This window comes from Terrimonas pollutisoli (genome assembly GCF_029360765.1).
Lineage (GTDB): Bacteria > Bacteroidota > Bacteroidia > Chitinophagales > Chitinophagaceae > Terrimonas_B > Terrimonas_B pollutisoli.
In genome coordinates, this window is record NZ_JARKNA010000002.1 from 240,722 (window position 1) to 258,539 (window position 17,818).

At 41.0% G+C, this 17,818-nt stretch carries 21 protein-coding genes; 12 read left to right on the forward strand and 9 right to left on the reverse strand.

Annotation, left to right across the window (positions count from 1 at the left end; genetic code table 11):
* Positions 1-18: 18 nt before the first annotated feature.
* From P2W73_RS05035 to dinB, 4 genes are all read right to left on the reverse strand, one after another.
* Positions 19-405, reverse strand: coding sequence for an RNA-binding S4 domain-containing protein (locus P2W73_RS05035; protein WP_276500905.1), 387 nt, complete (start codon positions 403-405; stop codon positions 19-21).
* A 3-nt stretch (positions 406-408) separates the two neighbouring features.
* Positions 409-957, reverse strand: coding sequence for a GNAT family N-acetyltransferase (locus P2W73_RS05040; protein ID WP_276500906.1), 549 nt, complete (start codon positions 955-957; stop codon positions 409-411).
* Between the two features lie 91 nt (positions 958-1,048).
* Positions 1,049-2,416 carry a dipeptidase gene (locus tag P2W73_RS05045; RefSeq protein ID WP_276500907.1) on the reverse strand — a complete coding sequence of 456 codons (1,368 nt, stop codon included), beginning with the start codon at positions 2,414-2,416 and terminating at the stop codon, positions 1,049-1,051.
* Between the two features lie 127 nt (positions 2,417-2,543).
* On the reverse strand, positions 2,544-3,752 hold the full coding sequence (gene dinB, locus P2W73_RS05050) for a DNA polymerase IV (RefSeq protein WP_276500908.1): 1,209 nt from the start codon (positions 3,750-3,752) through the stop codon (positions 2,544-2,546).
* Between the two features lie 157 nt (positions 3,753-3,909).
* On the opposite strand from dinB, the gene P2W73_RS05055 reads away from it, so the two are divergent.
* The 3 genes from P2W73_RS05055 (at position 3,910) to P2W73_RS05065 (ending at position 5,670) form a co-directional block, all read left to right on the forward strand.
* Positions 3,910-4,386 carry a hypothetical protein gene (locus tag P2W73_RS05055; RefSeq protein ID WP_276500909.1) on the forward strand — a complete coding sequence of 159 codons (477 nt, stop codon included), beginning with the start codon at positions 3,910-3,912 and terminating at the stop codon, positions 4,384-4,386.
* Positions 4,376-4,969, forward strand: a complete 594-nt coding sequence (locus P2W73_RS05060) for a Crp/Fnr family transcriptional regulator (RefSeq protein WP_276500910.1) — start codon at positions 4,376-4,378, stop codon at positions 4,967-4,969. The genes P2W73_RS05055 and P2W73_RS05060 overlap by 11 nt, the downstream gene beginning before the upstream one ends.
* A 98-nt stretch (positions 4,970-5,067) precedes the next feature.
* The gene (locus tag P2W73_RS05065) at positions 5,068-5,670 is read left to right on the forward strand and encodes a DinB family protein (RefSeq protein WP_276500911.1); all 603 of its coding nucleotides are present in this window, start codon (positions 5,068-5,070) and stop codon (positions 5,668-5,670) included.
* On the opposite strand, the gene rimM is transcribed toward P2W73_RS05065, so the two are convergent.
* The 4 genes from rimM to P2W73_RS05085 form a co-directional block, all read right to left on the reverse strand.
* Complete coding sequence (gene rimM / locus P2W73_RS05070) at positions 5,630-6,148, reverse strand: ribosome maturation factor RimM (protein WP_276500912.1); 519 nt, start codon at positions 6,146-6,148, stop codon at positions 5,630-5,632. The two genes, P2W73_RS05065 and rimM, sit on opposite strands and share 41 nt — an antisense overlap.
* Before the next feature lie 170 nt (positions 6,149-6,318).
* The gene (gene rpsP / locus P2W73_RS26430; protein ID WP_338116859.1) at positions 6,319-6,765 is read right to left on the reverse strand and encodes a 30S ribosomal protein S16; all 447 of its coding nucleotides are present in this window, start codon (positions 6,763-6,765) and stop codon (positions 6,319-6,321) included.
* Positions 6,766-7,014: 249 nt separating this feature from the next.
* A complete protein-coding gene (gene ffh / locus P2W73_RS05080) occupies positions 7,015-8,340 on the reverse strand; it encodes a signal recognition particle protein (RefSeq protein WP_276500913.1) in 1,326 nt (441 codons plus the stop codon).
* Between the two features lie 154 nt (positions 8,341-8,494).
* The gene (locus P2W73_RS05085) at positions 8,495-9,370 is read right to left on the reverse strand and encodes a sigma-70 family RNA polymerase sigma factor (RefSeq protein WP_338116860.1); all 876 of its coding nucleotides are present in this window, start codon (positions 9,368-9,370) and stop codon (positions 8,495-8,497) included.
* A gap of 300 nt (positions 9,371-9,670) precedes the next feature.
* Here P2W73_RS05085 and P2W73_RS05090 point away from each other — a divergent pair, with 300 nt between their 5' ends.
* On the forward strand, positions 9,671-10,048 hold the full coding sequence (locus P2W73_RS05090; RefSeq protein WP_276500914.1) for an START-like domain-containing protein: 378 nt from the start codon (positions 9,671-9,673) through the stop codon (positions 10,046-10,048).
* Here the strand turns inward: P2W73_RS05090 and P2W73_RS05095 are convergent.
* Positions 10,045-10,656 carry a hypothetical protein gene (locus tag P2W73_RS05095; RefSeq protein ID WP_276500915.1) on the reverse strand — a complete coding sequence of 204 codons (612 nt, stop codon included), beginning with the start codon at positions 10,654-10,656 and terminating at the stop codon, positions 10,045-10,047. The genes P2W73_RS05090 and P2W73_RS05095 overlap by 4 nt on opposite strands.
* 13 nt (positions 10,657-10,669) lie before the next feature.
* Here P2W73_RS05095 and P2W73_RS05100 point away from each other — a divergent pair, with 13 nt between their 5' ends.
* From P2W73_RS05100 to P2W73_RS05135, 8 genes are all read left to right on the forward strand, one after another.
* Positions 10,670-12,139 (forward strand): LptF/LptG family permease, encoded by a 1,470-nt coding sequence (locus P2W73_RS05100; RefSeq protein WP_276500916.1) that lies wholly within the window; start codon positions 10,670-10,672, stop codon positions 12,137-12,139.
* A 150-nt stretch (positions 12,140-12,289) separates the two neighbouring features.
* On the forward strand, positions 12,290-13,312 hold the full coding sequence (locus P2W73_RS05105; RefSeq protein ID WP_276500917.1) for a cation diffusion facilitator family transporter: 1,023 nt from the start codon (positions 12,290-12,292) through the stop codon (positions 13,310-13,312).
* Positions 13,284-13,679, forward strand: a complete 396-nt coding sequence (locus tag P2W73_RS05110) for an OsmC family protein (RefSeq protein ID WP_276500918.1) — start codon at positions 13,284-13,286, stop codon at positions 13,677-13,679. The genes P2W73_RS05105 and P2W73_RS05110 overlap by 29 nt, the downstream gene beginning before the upstream one ends.
* Positions 13,680-13,683: 4 nt before the next feature.
* Positions 13,684-14,091: an RrF2 family transcriptional regulator gene (locus tag P2W73_RS05115; protein WP_276500919.1), complete on the forward strand. Its 408-nt coding sequence runs from the start codon at positions 13,684-13,686 to the stop codon at positions 14,089-14,091.
* 118 nt (positions 14,092-14,209) lie between these two features.
* The gene (locus tag P2W73_RS05120; RefSeq protein ID WP_276500920.1) at positions 14,210-14,845 is read left to right on the forward strand and encodes a peroxiredoxin; all 636 of its coding nucleotides are present in this window, start codon (positions 14,210-14,212) and stop codon (positions 14,843-14,845) included.
* A 9-nt stretch (positions 14,846-14,854) separates the two neighbouring features.
* On the forward strand, positions 14,855-15,562 hold the full coding sequence (locus P2W73_RS05125; protein ID WP_276500921.1) for a phosphoadenylyl-sulfate reductase: 708 nt from the start codon (positions 14,855-14,857) through the stop codon (positions 15,560-15,562).
* Between the two features lie 51 nt (positions 15,563-15,613).
* Positions 15,614-16,522: a sulfate adenylyltransferase subunit CysD gene (cysD, locus tag P2W73_RS05130; protein ID WP_276500922.1), complete on the forward strand. Its 909-nt coding sequence runs from the start codon at positions 15,614-15,616 to the stop codon at positions 16,520-16,522.
* A 42-nt stretch (positions 16,523-16,564) separates the two neighbouring features.
* Complete coding sequence (locus P2W73_RS05135; RefSeq protein ID WP_276500923.1) at positions 16,565-17,806, forward strand: sulfate adenylyltransferase subunit 1; 1,242 nt, start codon at positions 16,565-16,567, stop codon at positions 17,804-17,806.
* Positions 17,807-17,818: the final 12 nt, after the last annotated feature.

Below are 17,818 nucleotides of genomic sequence, written 5' to 3' on the forward strand. Positions count from 1 at the left end.
CAAACTCCAAAGCCGTAATTAATCTTCTAAAAACTCATCAAGGTCCCTTCTTTCTTTTTTGGTAGGCCTTCCAATTTTACTTTGACGCTTGCCGGTATGAAAACTGGCCGCCTGGAATTTTATCCGTTCCAATTCTTCCGGTGGTGTAACGTCAATGTAGTTTTTTATGGCCTCACTGTGAGCAGCTCTTTTTTCCAACAAGCCCGTGACTTTTATTCGCCAGCGTTTAGCGTCGGTTTTTACTTCATATTCGTCGCCGATCTTTACATGCCTGGCCGCTTTTACAGCCATACCTTCAAATTTTACTTTGCCCGTATCGCATGCCACAGCAGCCATGGTTCTTGTTTTAAAAAGCCGGATGGCCCAGAGGTATTTATCGAGGCGGAGTTTTTCCTTTTCCGGCATCTGCTAATTTTTTTCTTTTAAAAAGAAATTATGCTTTTTTGAGAGTCGTTCCGTTTCATCTTTTCTAAAACCGACAGAATAAAGCAAAGCTTCAGCCGATGCATTTCCTTTCAAGGACATACTATGGATATACTTAATCTCAGGGTAATTCTGTAAAATATAAGTTGTGAAGTGCGATACTACTTTTTTTGTAATCCCCTTTTTCCGAAGGGAAGGTTTTGTTGCAAATCCAATCCAGCATCGTTTATTGTTTTCAGCAAAAGTTTCCAAACTTAAATCGTAGAGATGAAGTATTCCTGCATACGCATCATGCCATTTAAAAAGCCAATCCTGCGATCCATGTTTGGGAGAAAACCTTCCATATTTTTCCAAATCATTCGCATATTGCTTTGCCGTTTCATAATGTTTGAACTTTTCATCGGTAAATAAAGAATCATCATTTTCAAACAGAAGGTATAGCTGCTGAAAGTTCTCAGGGGTCAACTTCTCAAAGGAGAGTTCATCGGTGTTATCAATGACGGGAAAATTAAAATATGGTTTTGAAACTTGCATAAAAAAAGATGAATCTTCTCAAAATTAAAAAACCTCACTCAAAGAAGTGAGGTTGATACTGTCGGATTCTAAAGTCTCTCCTTAGGGAGATTTAGAGGGTTTCCGAAAAATACTTATGGAAATAGGGTATTGTCTCTATCCCTTTATAGTAGTTTTCAATATTATATTTTTCATTCGGGCTATGCAGGTTGTCATTGTCCAGGCCAAAGCCCATAAAAACGATTTTTATACCCAATTCTTTTTCGAGAATAGAGCAAATAGGAATACTGCCTCCTCCGCGAACAGGAATTGGAGTTTTTCCAAAAGTGGTTTCTACAGCTTTCGATGCTGCTTTATAACCTTTACTATCGATCGGTGTCATATAAGGTTCTCCGCCGTGATGCAACTCAGCTTTTACTTCCACCGATTTGGGAGCAATGGATTTAAAATAACTTAATAGTTTTTCTGTCATTTTATCTGAAGATTGGTTAGGCACCAACCGTGCAGAAATTTTTGCATAGGCTTTGGAAGGCAACACTGTTTTAGCTCCTTCACCAGTGTATCCACCCCAGATGCCGTTTATTTCCAGTGTCGGGCGAATGCCGGTTCTTTCATACGTGGTATAACCTTTTTCGCCCCACAATTCTTTTATCCCTAGTTCCTGTTTATATTCTTTTTCATCAAAGGGAGCTTTATTGATTAAAGCTCTTTCTTCAGCACTTGCGACAACTACATCATCATAAAAGCCGGGTATGGTTACATGATTGTTTTCATCATGGCAACTGGCGATCATTTTCGCTAAAATAGTGATCGGGTTCGCAACAGCACCTCCGTACGTGCCACTATGCAGATCACGGTTAGCTCCGGTTACTTCTACCTGTATATAGCTTAAGCCACGTACCCCCGTATCCAGCGAAGGATTTTCCATACTTAACATAGCACTGTCGCTGATCAATATCACATCGGCCTTAAGTAATTCTTTATTCGCTGCAACAAACTTTCCCAGGTTGGGCGAGCCCACTTCTTCCTCACCTTCAATCAGGAATTTAATATTGGTGGACATGGTGTTTGTTTTCACCATCGTTTCCAATGCTTTTACATGCATAAAAAACTGGCCCTTATCATCCGCCGATCCACGGGCAAATACTTTTCCATCTTTGATTACAGGATCAAAGGGCCCACTATGCCAAAGCTCTAATGGTTCGGCTGGTTGCACATCATAATGTCCATATACCAAAACAGTTGGTTTGCCGGCATCAATGATTTTTTCACCAAATACAACAGGATGTCCGTCGGTCGCCATTACCTCAGCCTTGTCACAGCCTGCGGCCAGTAAATTTTGCTTTACCGCTTCAGCACATTTTTCCATATCAGCTTTGTGTTCGCTTTTGGCGCTTACAGAGGGTATTCGGAGCAGTTCTAGCATTTCATTTAAAAAACGGTCTTTATTTTTTTCCTGGTAATCTTTCCATGCTTGCATGACAAACAAATTTGAATATTTTGAAAAAGGCCACCCACCCGGTGGCGGGCAATAGGGGCGAAGATAAGGAGGATGGAAATAATAGCTGTCTTGCTAAGGAATAAGTCGGGCTGCTGGTGGGAGTGTACTAGTCCGCCGACTTCTTTTTGTTGTTCTTGATAGTATTTCTATTATTTCCTTCGTTAAGAGAAGATGTGGCTGCTTTTGTCACGGCCTTATTACCAAACCGGTCTTTGATATTATCAACAGCTTTATACAGGTTGAGCTTTTCCTCGTTGTTGTTAAATAAATTCATTTGCATGGTAAACGGAATCAGCTGGCTGAAGCGAACTCCCAGCAAACGAACAGGCTCACCTTTGCGATAAAGTTTGGTAAACAGGTCTTTTACTTTCGCAATTAATAGATCATCCAGGGAAGTATAATCAATGGTCTCTTGTCTCGATACCGTTTCAAAATCAGGGTAGCGGATCTTCACCGTGACACAACCGGTTAATTTTTCATCACTCCGAAGATCATAGGCGTTTTGCTCTGTCAATCGCACCAGTTCACTATGCAATGCCGGTATATCCGTTATATTTTCATGAAAGGTATTTTCCCGGCTCATACTTTTTTGCTCCCAATCTGTTTCAATTTCAGCAGAGCCGATGCCATGGGCTTTTTGCCAAAGCGAATGCCCCCAGCTGCCAACATATTTTTCCAGTAATTCGACAGGTGTCCTTGCAATATCTTCAATGGTATAGATGCCGAAATTTTTAAGCTGTTGTTCTGTCTGTTTCCCGACACCATTGATTTTTTCAATTTTTAAAGGCCACAGAAATTCTTTTTCTTTTCCATGCGGTACTTCCAGGAACCCATTGGGTTTGGCTTCATTGGTAGCGATCTTGCTGATAAATTTTGCCGAGGATAAACCGCAGGAAATGGGAAGCCCTGTTTCTTTAATCACCAGATCCCGCAATTCGCGGGTGTATTTACTGACATTAAAAAATTTATCCATCCCTGTAAGATCACAGTAAAACTCATCGATGGATGCTTTTTCAAACAAAGGGACTTTTGACGCTATAATGTCGGTAACCCAGCGGGAATATTTACTGTATTGTCCTCTCGTTCCTTGAAGCAAAATGGCATGCGGGCAGAGCTTCATGGCTGTACGCATAGGCATAGCTGAATGCACACCATATTTCCTTGCTTCGTAACTGCAGGTCGATACAACGCCGCGATCACTGGTACCACCTACAATGATTGGCTTTCCTTTTAAGGAAGGATTGTTGATGACCTCCACCGCCACAAAAAACGAGTCCAGATCAAAATGGGCAATATGACGAAGCTGTTCCGGCATTTTTCAAAGTTAGTTAATTGGAAAAAGGTCAATGGGGAAATTGGAAAATTTTGAAGATGAAGGCAGTTAACAATTTTTAAACTATTTTGGTTTTCGGATCAGGGAAGTTTGATCAATAAAAAGAAATTTCCCAATTCCAAAATTTCAAAATCTTTCTATGACCCTTGAATGGCTTAAAACAGGTATTGGCCCGCTGAAAGAACTAATTGCTTTTCTGAATAAAGAAGGTAAGACCACTGATATATTAAAACGGCAGGTTATCCGCGAACTTCGCAACAATCTCAATATTTTCCATAATGGATTTTTGAATAATGTGTCACAGGATACAATGATCGATATGCTGAGCAACGATTCGATCAAAGATGCTATTAAGGATAATTTCAAGTTTAAAAAATTAAAACCCGGTCGCATCGAGCCATATCATGTTTTTGACGAAAGAAATAAAAAATACACTGGTTGGGAAGCCGATAAACTGGTCGATAAAATTGACGAGAAAATAGAGGAGCTGAAAAATATAAAGAAGATGAATAACGGGAGTGTAGCGAATGTGAAGAACAATATTTCCCTGATGCTAAGCAATCTTTATTACAGGATGAAGCTACTGGCAGATTTTATCCGTTCAGATGTCAAATAAAATTATCGATACCGGTGTGCTCAGGCAATTTATTACAGCGGCTTATCCACTAAAAGGAGAAGAGTTGGAAAAACTTTTAACCGGCTGGCAGCCCTTTGAATGCAAACGTAAAACGATTTTAACGGCTGCGGGGGAAACGGAACGTTATCTTTATTTTGTAGTAGAGGGCATCCAGCGGGGATTTTATATTGGCAACGACAACCAGGAAGCAACCGTGGTGTTTACTTATCCCCCTTCTTTCTCCGGGTTGGCAGACTCCTTTCTTACTCAAACGCCATCCAAATATTTTATGGAAACGTTGACGGCCAGTAAGTTTCTGCGGATAACCTATAAGCAAATGGAAGAGTTGATGAACCAATACCCGAACATCCAGAAAATGATATTGTATCTGACAGGCTTTGTTTTGAAAGGAGTGCTGGAAAGACAGATCGAGCTGCAGTGTTTCAGTGCCGAAGAAAAATTTAGAAGCTTGTTAAAAAGAAGTCCGCATGTATTACAGATCATACCCCATAAGTACCTTGCATCCTATCTTGGTATTGATGCCACTACCTTTAGTAAGCTGATGAGTTCTGTACGTTTGTGAAACTGTGATTCTGAGCGTAAATCGAAGGATAAAAAATCTTTGGAAATACCAAGATTTTTCGGGAAGGCTCGTAGTAGGTTTGAGTAAAATTTACAGACATGCAAAAGTACAAGAGTACAGAATTGTTGGATCAGCTGCAGGCTGATGTTCGCAAACTGATATTAACAGCAACTTATTTCAAGACAATTGATCCTGCCGTTTTATTGCAACAACCTTTGCCGGGTAAATGGAGCATCATCGAGGTGCTGGAGCATCTTAACAGCTACAGCCGCTATTACTTATTGGCGATTGAAAAATCGTTGCTGGCGGATAAGCCCGCAACTGAACTGTTTAAACCCGGTTGGCTGGGCGATTATTTTACTAAGTTGATGAAGCCAAACGAAGACGGAACAGTTGCGAATAAAATGAAATCGCCCAAAGATCACCGGCCGCCAAAATTCCTCGACGCATTCCCGGTATTGAATTCTTTTTTAGAGCATCAGCACTATCTGCTGGAGTTGCTGGAGCAGGCCAAATCAAAAAATATCGGGAGTATTCGTATTTCAATAACCATTTCAAAATTTATTAAGCTGAAACTCGGGGATACATTCCGGTTTTTAATAGCCCATGAGCAACGGCATTTTGTCCAAATAGAAAATAACCTGGAGGCTTTAAAGCAGGTTAGCTCAAATAAATGTCCAGCAATCCTTCCGGTAATGTGACCAGCACTTGTTTTTTGCGATGGTCTATTTTTTCAAGAAAAGCATCATTCAAGGGTATCAATACCTCTTTGGATTCTATTTCGATGCGGCAAATTAGCTGGTGCGGTTGTTCTATCACTTCAAGAATAGTTCCGAGTTCATTTCCGTCATCAATAACGGTGTAGCCCAGTAAACTGGCAGGAGCAGATTTGGCAGCGAATTTTTTAAAATCAGCTTCTGTTAGCCATGCTTCTTTTTGTACAAGGTTCAACGCCGCTTCACGGGTCGTTATTCCCTCAAGGGAGAGATAAATTTCATTTTCGCTTTTTATTTTGGTAGCGGTAACGAACCAGGGAAGAAATGATTTTTTTTTCTCCTCAATGAAGATTGCTTGCAGATCTTTCAATGCTGTTTTTTTGCCCAGCTCATGCTGAAGTATAAGCTGGCCATTTACCCCAAAAGCGGCAACCAGTTTTCCTATTTTAAAGTATTCTGTCACGAATTACACGAATTAATACAAATAGATTTTGCCACGAACTGCATGAATTAATTAAAACAAATTAGTGTGATTCGTGCAATTCATGGGCGGTAAAAAAATCCCGTCCGCCAACTGGCGGACGGGATTCATGAACTTTCAGGACGGATTTGTCCCGTCGATTGACGGATTATTTATCCTTCACTGCCGCTCTCACCCTGTGTCTTTCTTTCAGGTCTGCGACCTGGCATAGGACGGCGGGTTCTTCTGCTGCGTGCAGCTTCTTCCTGGCGTTTTTTTACCTGTGCATCATGCTCTGTGCTCCAGGTTGTGAATTTTTGCATGGCTGTAGCATCATCAAACAATCCCAGGCTTACTCCGCGAAGAAGGTGTTTCAAATACAATACGCCTTTAAAGCTAAGGATACGGCGAACAGTATCAGTAGGTGTAGCACCTTTGTTCAACCACTCCAATGCTTTTTGACGATCCAGCTGGATAGTAGCAGGAACAGTCAGGGGATTGTAAGTACCTAATTTTTGGATGAATTTACCATCACGGGGGCTGCGTGAGTCAGCAACAACGATGAAATAGAAGGGTCTCTTTTTTGACCCGTGTCTTTGAAGACGGATTTTGGCTGCCATTTTAAATAGAAATTTATAGGCGTTAAATAATAATTGTTAAAACCGGCACTTCGACAAGTGCTCAGTTAACCGGAGCAGCGAAGATAAGAAGGCAGAGGGAAAATGGCAAAAGAAAGTACACTATTACATGGGCGGCTCTTAGCTCGTTAACTATAGTAAAGATTTCCTTTCAAGTGGGATACTGCCATGCATTTATAATCTTCGGGAAACTTGGTTTACAACTATTGACAACGAACAATCGATCGTGAATCACCTCCTCATACCCGGCATCATCTTTCCAAACATCCCCATCTTATTCATTCCCTTCATCATATCCCGCATTTGTTCAAACTGCTTCATAAAGGCATTTACTTCGCTGATATCCTTGCCGGCGCCTTTTGCAATGCGTTTGCGGCGGCTTCCATCAATTAGGTCCGGGTCAGCTCTTTCGGCGGGAGTCATCGAGTTGATCATAGCCTCAATGCCTTTGAAAGAGTCGTTATTGATATCGATATCTTTTATTTTGCTGCCGACGCCAGGCACCATGCCCAACAGATCTTTCATGTTTCCCATTTTTTTGATCTGTTCGAGTTGCATTTTAAAGTCGGCAAAGTCAAACTTGTTTTTGCGGATCTTACTTTCCAACTTTTTAGCCTGTTCTTCGTCAAACTGCTCCTGCGCTTTTTCGACAAGGCTGGTAATATCGCCCATGCCCAGGATACGCTGTGCCATCCTTTCGGGATAGAACACGTCCAGGGTATCCATTTTTTCACCGGCACTCGTGAATTTGATGGGCTTATTAACCGTGTATTTGATTGAGATGGCTGCACCACCACGGGTGTCACCGTCCAGCTTTGTCAATACTACACCAGTGAAGTCAAGTCGGTCATTAAAAGCCTTAGCAGTGTTAACAGCATCCTGCCCTGTCATACTATCCACCACAAATAAAATTTCCTGTGGGTTTACAGCATTGCGGATATTGGCAACTTCAGTCATCATGACTTCGTCAATGGCTAAACGACCGGCCGTATCTATGATAACTACGTTTTTATTTTTACTCTTTGCTTCTTTGACTGCATTCTGTGCAATGGCAACCGCGTCTTTGTTTTCCAGCTCTACATGCACATCCACTTTGATCTGTTCACCCAACACTCTCAATTGCTCCATCGCGGCGGGGCGATAGATATCGGCGGCAACAAGAAGTGGTGACAAGCCTTTCCTGGTTTTAAGATAATTGGCCAGCTTACCGCTGAAAGTGGTTTTACCACTACCCTGGAGACCTGCAATCAGGATTACGGCAGGATTGCCTTTTGCGTTAAACACGGCTTCCTGTCCACCCATCAGTTCCGCCAATTCATCTTTCACGATTTTCGTCATCAACTGGCCCGGGCTAATGGCATTTATAACCTTTTCCCCAATGGCTTTGTCCTTTATCTTATCTGTAAATTCTTTGGCTATTTTGTAGTTGACATCAGCATCCACCAATGCACGGCGGATTTCTTTTACAGTTGTAGCCACGTTTAGCTCGGTGATCCGGGCCTGGCCTTTCAGGTTTTTAAAGGCGCTTTCTAATTTATCCTGCAGATTATTAAACATTGTCGCTATTTCATTTTCTCTGCCACCCTGAGCTTGACGAAGGGAGCATTATTTTATTTAATCAGGCTTCGGTGAGCTCAGCCCAATAAAACAAAAAGTGAACATCATGTTCACTTTTTAAAGAATTGCAAAGATAAGTAGTGTAAAAGTTATATCATACGCCTAAATAAGTTCTTAAAAGATTAATTCGATTGGTGGTTCTGAGTTTGGTGATTGCCTTGTCTTTAATCTGGCGGACCCTTTCCCTTGTCAGGTTAAATCTTTCACCGATATCCTCCAGGCTCATCGGGTGATCTACTCCAATTCCAAAGAAATAGCAAATCACTTCTTTTTGTCTCTCCGTAAGGGTTTTAAGGGAGCGGTCTATCTCGGTTTTTAACGATTGGGTATGATCCAGGTCGCTATCGGTTTTTTCCGCATTGGGATTTTCCAGTACGTCCAGCAAAGTGCCATCTTCGCCTTCAGAAATTGGCGTATCCATACTCACATGACGGGATGAGATGCTGAGTGAAGCTGATACTTCGTCGAGGTCCATTTCAAGCAATTCGGCCAGCTCTTCTGCTGATGGCTCTCTTTCAAATTGTTGTTCCAACTGGGAAAAAGCTTTCTGAACCTTGTTGGTAAGGCCCACTTTATTAAGCGGCAGGCGAACGATCCGGGATTGCTCGGCCAAAGCCTGTAAAATGCTTTGACGGATCCACCAAACCGCATACGAGATAAATTTAAAACCGCGGGTTTCATCAAACCTTTGTGCAGCCTTGATAAGCCCGAGATTTCCTTCGTTGATCAGGTCAGGCAAAGACAAGCCCTGATTTTGATACTGTTTTGCAACAGATACCACGAAACGAAGATTAGCTTTTGTAAGACGATCGAGTGATTTTTGGCATCCCTGGCGGATAAGAGCGGCAAGCCTTACTTCTTCATCGGAGGAGATTAATTCGACCTTGCCTATCTCCTGGAGGTACTTTTCCAGACTTTGAGACTCACGATTCGTGATAGACTTCGTGATCTTCAATTGGCGCATACTCATAGGTATTGGGTTTTAGTGGGTTATTTTAAGGGTTATTGATCTTGTTTTGGTTTTTAGCCTCTAAAAATACCCATCTCAATGATCTTTCTGATCTTCAGAAAACATTGGATGTCAGAGCAATTTAAGAATTAACTTAATATACTCCAAAAAAATTACCTTCCTTTTAACGGTTTTTCATTCCTTTTATTTTACATATAAAAATCTCCGGCCTTTGATTCGCCAAAAAAATTAAAAAGAAATTAGTTTAATGCGACGATTTATTATTTATTATTGCAGCCACAGATATTATTTTTTGAAAAAATGAGCAAGCAATTATATACGTTAGAGTTCCCGGTTAGGTGTTCACCGACTATACTTTATGAATTTCTTTCAACACCTGCAGGTCTTGGAGAGTGGTTCGCGGACAAAGTAGATGAGCGGGACAATATTTTTTATTTTGGCTGGAATGGAAATTTTGAAAAGGCTGAAGTGCTGGAAAGCGAGGAGGAAAAGCATATTCGTTTTCGCTGGCTGGATGCTCCCAAAAATGAATTTTTTGAATTCAGTATAGAAAAATCGGAAATAACCAATCAAACCATTTTGGTGGTTAAAGATTTTGCTGAGAAAAAAGATATCAAGGACCAAAGCCTTTTATGGGATCACCAGGTGAAAGACCTGTTCCATCGTCTTGGTAACTAACCGGCCGCCAGCATAGTAATTAACTGGTCGAAGGTTTGCGCCAGGTTTTTTTCTGCATCATTCGATTGCTCTACCGGGAGTTTCTTCGATAATTTAATGAACGAGCTTTGCCGGATCAGGGCTTCGAACCCCGTTTTGTTTAGATCATTAAGCGATAAGTAATTGTCCGGATCAAAATGATGCTCCCAGGGATCAGCGTTTATACAGGTAAAAAAATTCCGGGCTTGAAGTTCTTCAAATGACTCGATGATTTGCTTTTCAAACTCCGTTTTATAAGTTCCGGACAATTGAAGGGTAGTGCTAAAAAAATTACCCCACCAAAAAAATGAGCGGATTGCAAAAACGTTTTCCCTGTTAAAAAATCTTGGATAATCTAAAATGAGATAAGGCAGGCCCTTATAATTTTCGCCTTTTGATATTTTAGGAGTAGTATTTATTTCCTGAGGAAAGCGATGTTGAAATTGATCAAACGTGTGCTGTTGTTGGGTTTGCAGGGATGCTAACATGATCTTTATTTTTTCGATAACGCGGTTCTTTGTTAAAATCCAATCAGTCCTGCATACCAATGCCTCCTCCTCTGTTGAAAGCCTTATTTTTGCCGTATCCATAACTTAAAGTTAAGTGTTCAAAAAGTTAGATAAGCTTATTGTCAAAGCCTTCATCGGTCCATTTATCGCCACCTTTTTTATTACCCTGCTGGTGTTGGTCATGCAGTTCTTTTGGCTATACATTGATGACTTTGTCGGAAAGGGCTTAGGCATTGACATCGTTTTAAAGTTTATCTGGTATCAAAGCGCCGTACTCATTCCACTTGCTTTGCCTCTGGCCATATTACTTTCTTCTTTAATGACATTCGGCAGCCTTGGCGAAAGTTTTGAACTGGTGGCGATCAAATCCGCCGGTATTTCGCTGTTGCGGTTTATGCGCCCCTTATTTATTATTTCACTGTTTGTAAGTGGCATCGCTTTTCTATTTTCCAACTATGTGATCCCGGTAGCCTTTCTCAAATCACGAACATTATTGACTGACATTGTATATGCCAAACCTGCTTTTGATTTAAAGGAGGGTGTCTTTTATGACCGGATCAATGGCTTTGCTATAAAGATTGGGAAAAAGGAAGCCAATGACAGCATCATCCGTGATGTAATCGTTTACGAACAGGGAAATCCGGTACAGGATAATTTTATTATTGCCAAAAGTGGTGTAATGCGGGTAACAGAAGATAAACGTTACCTGGAATTCAACCTTAAGGATGGCTGGCGTTATGAGGAAAGAGGTAATAACTACAACGCAAAGAGCGATTATATCAGGCTGGGATTTAAAGAATTTAAAAAGCAATTTGATTTAAGTTCATTTCAATTTGTACAAACCAATGACAGCGTCAATAAAAACAACGAAAGGGTTTACAGCATGCGGCAATTGAATATTGCCATCGACTCACTAACGAAGGAAAATAAAAAGATAAGAAAACAACTGGACGAGTCTATCGTACTGTCTGCATTAAAGTTTTCAAAATACCTTGATAGCACGAGTACTAAAAAGTCAAAAGAGCCAGACAGTCTTTTTAGAGTTGCAAAAACATTTGATGACCTGATTCCCGACTCAGCCAATTATGCAGTGCACCAGGGAGCTATTAACCAGGTAACTTCCCTAAACTCAAGTATCGCCAATCGAAAATTGATAATGAACGATAAAGAAAAGGTTTTACGAAAGCATAAGATTGAATGGCATCGTAAAATTGTTTTATCGATGGCCTGCATAATACTTTTTTTGATTGGCGCACCGCTGGGATCCATTATTCGCAAGGGTGGGTTAGGTACGCCATTGATTGCAGCGATTAGTTTTTTCATGGTGTTTTATTTCTCCACCACAGTAGGTGAAAAGTTTGCTAAGGAAGACTCACTTACACCATTTGCGGGCATGTGGCTGGCGGCTTTTATTTTAGTGCCTATCGGTGTATTTCTTACTTACAAAGCCATGAGAGATTCCCAATTATTCAATAAAGAGTGGTATTACCGGATGGCTAAATCGTTTCGTGGATTTATCGGACGTATTCAGTCGGCTGCGAAAAAAAAGGTGAGGGAAGCATAAGTATTATTTGCTTGTAGAAAGGTGTCCATCATGAACATGCGTTTACTACCTGGCAGAAAAGATTTTATGTTTGCACCGAAAGAGTTTTTAATCTTTGCAAGGCGACATTGGTTGAGCCATGTGAAAGAACGTTTTGAATAATTTCTCCTCTTGAAAACAGCTAATCAAAATTTGCGGGTTCAAAAATGGGTAGCTGCTATTTCAGTATTGCTGCTGCTGGCAAAATTTGTTGCCTGGTACTTTACAAATTCTGTTTCTATTCTTACCGATGCAATGGAGAGTATTGTAAATGTAGCCGCAGGTTTTATTGGGCTGTATAGTCTGTTTGTGGCAGCGAAGCCCAGGGACAGGGATCATCCTTACGGACATGGTAAAGCAGAGTTTTTGTCAGCCGCTATTGAGGGAACCATGATATTGATAGCCGGTGTTGTGATCATTTACCAGGCAATCAAACAGCTTATTTATCCGGTTGTCTTGCATAAACTGGACCTGGGCATCGGGCTGGTAGCAGCTACGGCTGTTATTAATTTCATAACTGCTTTTGTCTGTCTCCGCATCGGCAGGGCCAATAACTCCCTGGCATTAATAGCGAGCGGAAAGCATTTACAGAGTGACGCGTGGTCGACAGCCGGGATTGTTGCTGCACTCATTATCATGCATTTTACCGGCTTGCTATGGATAGATAGCGTGGTCGCCATCGGCATTGCGATTTTTATTATCGTTACCGGCTACGGTATCATCCGCCGGTCCATTGCCGGCATCATGGATGAGGCGGATGAGAAACTCTTATCGGAAATGGTCGAATTGCTGAATAGTAACCGGCAGAAAAACTGGATCGATCTTCATAATCTTCGTGTAATAAAATATGGAGCTGTACTGCATATTGATTGCCATCTTACCGTTCCCTGGTATCTGAATGTACACGAGGCACATCTGGAAATTGATAAATTGTCAGAACTTGTGAAACAAAAATTTGGCGAATCTGTTGAATTAATGGTCCATGCGGATGATTGTTTATCGTTTCAATGCCATATTTGTAATAAAACTGATTGCCAGGTGAGGCAACATCGGTTTGAAAAAAGCATTGAGTGGACACTGGAAAATATATCTCAGAATAAAAAACATCAGTTAAAGGAGTATAAACATGAAAACATCGACAACCTGGAAACATGACCATGCATTTGAAAGCAAGCTGGAACAAAACGTATTTAGTATTGATGGAAACAGGAAGGAAGGGCCCAATCCCAAGGCCTTGCTTTTATCGGCAATAGCCGCCTGTTCAGGTATAGATGTTGTTGATATTTTGGAAAAAATGAGAGTAGAATTTTCAGATCTTACCATTGATGTGGAAACGGAACAAACCACCGAGCACCCGAGGGTATTCAAAGATATTTGGGTGACTTATAAAATAAAAACAGCAGAAAAAAATGAAGATAAAGTGAAGAAAGCAATAGACCTGTCGTTGGAAAAATATTGTGGTGTGTCAGCCATGTTGAAGAAAAATTCGCCAATTCATTATAAATTGGAGTTATTGAACTAGAATTATGTTATCCAAAAAATCACAGTATGCCTTTAAGGCCCTAACCTACTTAGCAGAGCGATTTGATAAAGGGCCTGTGCTCATTTCCGAAATTGCTAAAAAGAAAAAGATTCCGTTAAAATTCCTGGAAAACATCCTGCTGGAACTGAAGAAAGCTGATATACTGGACAGCAAAAAAGGAAAGGGTGGGGGGTATTTTCTAAAGACACATCCTTCCAAAGTAAAGGTAGCTACTGTGGTCCGGCTTATCAATGGTCCCATCGCTATGTTACCATGCGTAAGTCTTTATTTCTATGAGCGTTGTAAAAATTGCAATGAGACAAGTTGTGGGCTTCACGACATGATGATAGAGGTTCGGGACGCAACATTAAATATCCTGGAAAATCGCACTTTGAGTGACCTCGTGGTCTAAATAATCAATTCTTTTTTGACAAACGATAGTTAGCAGGATCGTTTGCGTATTTTTAGTCTACAAACTTGGTGGGCTTTGTATTTGTCCTTATTTTTGTTTTCACTAAATTTTTTATTTTATGTCATTACGTTTAGGGGATGTTGCTCCCAACTTTAAAGCACAAACGACAGAAGGAGAAATTGATTTCTATGAGTATCTCGGTAATGGATGGGGTATTTTATTTTCACACCCGGCTGATTTCACTCCCGTTTGCACGACTGAACTTGGAAAGACAGCGTTGTTGCAGGAAGAGTTTGCTAAGCGTAATGTAAAAGTATTGGCAGTAAGCGTAGATCCATTGGATAAGCATTTCGAGTGGAGAAATGATATTAACGAAACACAGAATTGCTCTGTTGGTTTTCCAATCATTGCTGACGAAGACAGAACTGTTGCTACTTTGTATGATATGATTCATCCCAATGCTTCAGCAACGGCCACTGTTCGTTCCCTGTTTGTTATTGGCCCGGATAAGCTGGTAAAGCTGATGATCACTTATCCCGCTTCTACAGGAAGAAACTTCAATGAAGTGCTTCGTGTGGTTGACTCCTTGCAGTTGACAGCTGGTTATAGTGTAGCTACTCCAGCTGATTGGAACGGTGGTGAAGATGTAATTGTAGTGCCGGCTGTATCTACAGAAGATGCTATAAAGAAATTCCCTAAAGGAGTGAAGATTGTAAAACCCTACCTGCGTTATACACCGCAGCCAAATTTATAATTGGAAAGAATGCTAACCCCCGAACAAATATCGGAGATTGAGAAGAGCTCTTTGCCGGAAGCAATAGGCCTGGTCGCTGACTTGTTTCCTGGCAAAGTGGTCTTTTCGTCGTCCCTCGGGCAGGAGGACCAGGTATTGACGGATGTTATTTTTAAAAATAATATACCGGTTGAAGTATTTACGATTGATACTGGTCGTCTCTTCAATGAAACGTATGAGCTATTGGATAAAACAACCGCCCGGTACAAAAAGCCGATAAAAGTTTATTTTCCGGAGGCAAGTGATGTAGAGGAATTTGTTGTTACAAAAGGGATCAATAGCTTTTATGAGTCGGTGGAAAACAGGAAAGAATGTTGTCATATCCGGAAAGTGATCCCATTGAACCGGGCTTTGAAAGGAGCTAAGGTCTGGATCACTGGACTTCGTGCCGACCAGTCCAATAACAGGAAGGATATGCCAATGATAGAATGGTCGGAAGAAAAACAATTGTATAAGTTCAATCCGTTGATCAATTGGACTTATGATGACGTAATGGCTTATATCAAAGAGCACTATGTGCCTTATAATACATTACATGATAAAGGATTTATCAGTATTGGTTGCGCACCTTGCACAAGAGCAATCGAGCCGGGTGAAGATGCAAGAGCAGGACGCTGGTGGTGGGAAACATCACAGAAAGAATGTGGTTTGCATGCAAACATAGTGAAAGCTAGTTAATTTTTTTTGCTATAGAAGTCTACTGAATGAGTAGACATTAAAGAAAGAAGTATGAATAATTATCAATTGGATTACCTGCAACAGCTGGAAGCGGAGAGCATCCATATTTTCCGTGAAGTTGTTGCGCAATTTGAAAGGCCTGCGCTGCTTTTTAGTGGTGGAAAAGATTCGATCACGCTAGTGCACCTGGCTAAAAAAGCCTTTGCCCCCGGAAAAATTCCTTTTCCTTTGGTGCATATCGATACCGGTCACAACTTTCCGGAAGCCCTGGAGTTTCGGGATGAGCTGGCCAAAGAGGTAAATGCCACTCTCGTGGTAAGAAAAGTGGAAGACACAATCAAACAGAAAAATCTTACTGAGCCTAAAGGAAAATTTGCCAGCCGTAATTGGTTACAGACACATACATTACTGGATACAATCGAGGAATTTAAATTCGATGCTTGTATCGGTGGTGCCCGTCGTGATGAAGAAAAAGCAAGGGCTAAAGAAAGGATCTTTTCTGTCCGTGATGAATTTGGACAATGGGATCCAAAACTGCAAAGACCTGAGCTCTGGAACATTTATAATGGTCGCATACATAAAGGCGAGAATGTACGGGTGTTCCCAATCAGCAATTGGACAGAATTAGATATCTGGAATTATATCCGCAAAGAAAACATCGCTTTGCCATCTATTTATTTTGCTCACGAAAGAGAAGTGATAGAACATGAAGGACAGCTGGTAGCTGTTTCTGACTTCATTGAAATTGAAGAATCGGATGTGATCCTCAAAAAACAGGTTCGTTATCGTACTGTTGGTGACATGACTTGTACGGCCGCCGTGGAATCGAAAGCCACAACGCTGGATGAAGTGATCAATGAGATTATCTCAACACGTATCAGCGAAAGGGGTGAAACCAGGATCGACGATAAAGTGACAGAAGCTGCCATGGAAGACAGGAAGAAAAACGGATATTTTTAATCACGTTGCTCACAAGCAAAATTCTAAACAAAAACTACGGTAATGGACTTACTTAGATTTATAACAGCAGGAAGTGTTGATGATGGCAAGAGTACATTGATTGGTCGTTTGCTGTACGACAGTAAAAATATTTTGGTTGATCAACTGGAAGCTTTGGAGAAATCAACAAAGAACAGAACAGACGGTTCGGTTGATTTGGCCTTATTGACAGATGGTCTTCGTGCAGAAAGAGAGCAGGGTATTACGATCGATGTTGCCTATCGCTATTTTACTACACCTAAAAGAAAATTTATTATAGCCGATGCACCGGGTCACGTACAGTACACTCGTAATATGATCACCGGCGCTTCCAATGCTAACCTGATCATTATTTTGATCGATGCAAGGCAAGGTGTGGTAGAGCAAACCCGTCGCCATTCTATCATTGCGTCTCTGTTGAAAATTCCCCATGTGGTTATTGCTATCAACAAGATGGACCTGGTAGAATATTCGCAGGATGTTTTTAACAACATCGTCATTGATTATGCCGATGTAGCCAAACAACTTGGCTTAACAGATATTACTTATATACCTATCAGTGCGTTGAATGGTGATAACATAGTGGACAGGTCTGAACGCATCGACTGGTATGAAGGCAAGCCGTTACTGGAATTTTTAGAAAATATCGAAATCAATCATGATATTAATTTGGAAGATGCCCGTTTCCAGGTGCAATTTGTAATCAGGCCGCAAACAGAAGAGTTGCATGATTACAGAGGTTATGCCGGAAAAGTGACTAGTGGTGTTTACAGAACAGGTGATAAAGTAAAAGTACTGCCTGCCGGCATCGAGACAACAATCAGCAAATTAGAAGTGGGAGGAGAAGAAGTAAGTGAAGTGTTTGCTCCGCAAAGCGTCACTATTCAACTGGCTGATGACATTGATATCAGCCGTGGCGATGCTATTGCAAAAGTTGATAACCTGCCACAGGTGAGCAACGAACTGGAGGTGTTATTGTGTTGGATGGATGATAAGCCTTTGCAAAGCGGAAATAAATATTACTTACAACATAATAGTCGTCTTGTAAAGGCGGTGGTGAAGAAAATTGATTACAAGCTCGACGTAAATACGCTACAACAGCAGCCTGTTGAAGGTAACGTGAAGCTGAACGAAGTAGTGAAGGCGACTATCAAAACAGCATCTGCGCTTGTTTATGATGCATATGATAAGCTCAATGTAAACGGCAGTGCTATATTAATTGACGAAACAGGCAATAGTACTGTGGCGGCGGTTTTATTGAAGTGAGTATAAAAAACA

Bases quoted from the DNA above. Each gene is read 5' to 3' on its own strand.
- P2W73_RS05035 (WP_276500905.1), bottom strand. From the start codon at position 405: ATGCCGGAAAAGGAAAAACTCCGCCTCGATAAATACCTCTGGGCCATC.
- P2W73_RS05040 (WP_276500906.1), bottom strand. From the start codon at position 957: ATGCAAGTTTCAAAACCATATTTTAATTTTCCCGTCATTGATAACACC.
- P2W73_RS05045 (WP_276500907.1), bottom strand. From the start codon at position 2,416: ATGCAAGCATGGAAAGATTACCAGGAAAAAAATAAAGACCGTTTTTTA.
- dinB (WP_276500908.1), bottom strand. From the start codon at position 3,752: ATGCCGGAACAGCTTCGTCATATTGCCCATTTTGATCTGGACTCGTTT.
- P2W73_RS05055 (WP_276500909.1), top strand. From the start codon at position 3,910: ATGACCCTTGAATGGCTTAAAACAGGTATTGGCCCGCTGAAAGAACTA.
- P2W73_RS05060 (WP_276500910.1), top strand. From the start codon at position 4,376: ATGTCAAATAAAATTATCGATACCGGTGTGCTCAGGCAATTTATTACA.
- P2W73_RS05065 (WP_276500911.1), top strand. From the start codon at position 5,068: ATGCAAAAGTACAAGAGTACAGAATTGTTGGATCAGCTGCAGGCTGAT.
- rpsP (WP_338116859.1), bottom strand. From the start codon at position 6,765: ATGGCAGCCAAAATCCGTCTTCAAAGACACGGGTCAAAAAAGAGACCC.
- ffh (WP_276500913.1), bottom strand. From the start codon at position 8,340: ATGTTTAATAATCTGCAGGATAAATTAGAAAGCGCCTTTAAAAACCTG.
- P2W73_RS05085 (WP_338116860.1), bottom strand. From the start codon at position 9,370: ATGAGTATGCGCCAATTGAAGATCACGAAGTCTATCACGAATCGTGAG.
- P2W73_RS05090 (WP_276500914.1), top strand. From the start codon at position 9,671: ATGAGCAAGCAATTATATACGTTAGAGTTCCCGGTTAGGTGTTCACCG.
- P2W73_RS05095 (WP_276500915.1), bottom strand. From the start codon at position 10,656: ATGGATACGGCAAAAATAAGGCTTTCAACAGAGGAGGAGGCATTGGTA.
- P2W73_RS05110 (WP_276500918.1), top strand. From the start codon at position 13,284: ATGAAAACATCGACAACCTGGAAACATGACCATGCATTTGAAAGCAAG.
- P2W73_RS05115 (WP_276500919.1), top strand. From the start codon at position 13,684: ATGTTATCCAAAAAATCACAGTATGCCTTTAAGGCCCTAACCTACTTA.
- P2W73_RS05120 (WP_276500920.1), top strand. From the start codon at position 14,210: ATGTCATTACGTTTAGGGGATGTTGCTCCCAACTTTAAAGCACAAACG.
- P2W73_RS05125 (WP_276500921.1), top strand. From the start codon at position 14,855: ATGCTAACCCCCGAACAAATATCGGAGATTGAGAAGAGCTCTTTGCCG.
- cysD (WP_276500922.1), top strand. From the start codon at position 15,614: ATGAATAATTATCAATTGGATTACCTGCAACAGCTGGAAGCGGAGAGC.
- P2W73_RS05135 (WP_276500923.1), top strand. From the start codon at position 16,565: ATGGACTTACTTAGATTTATAACAGCAGGAAGTGTTGATGATGGCAAG.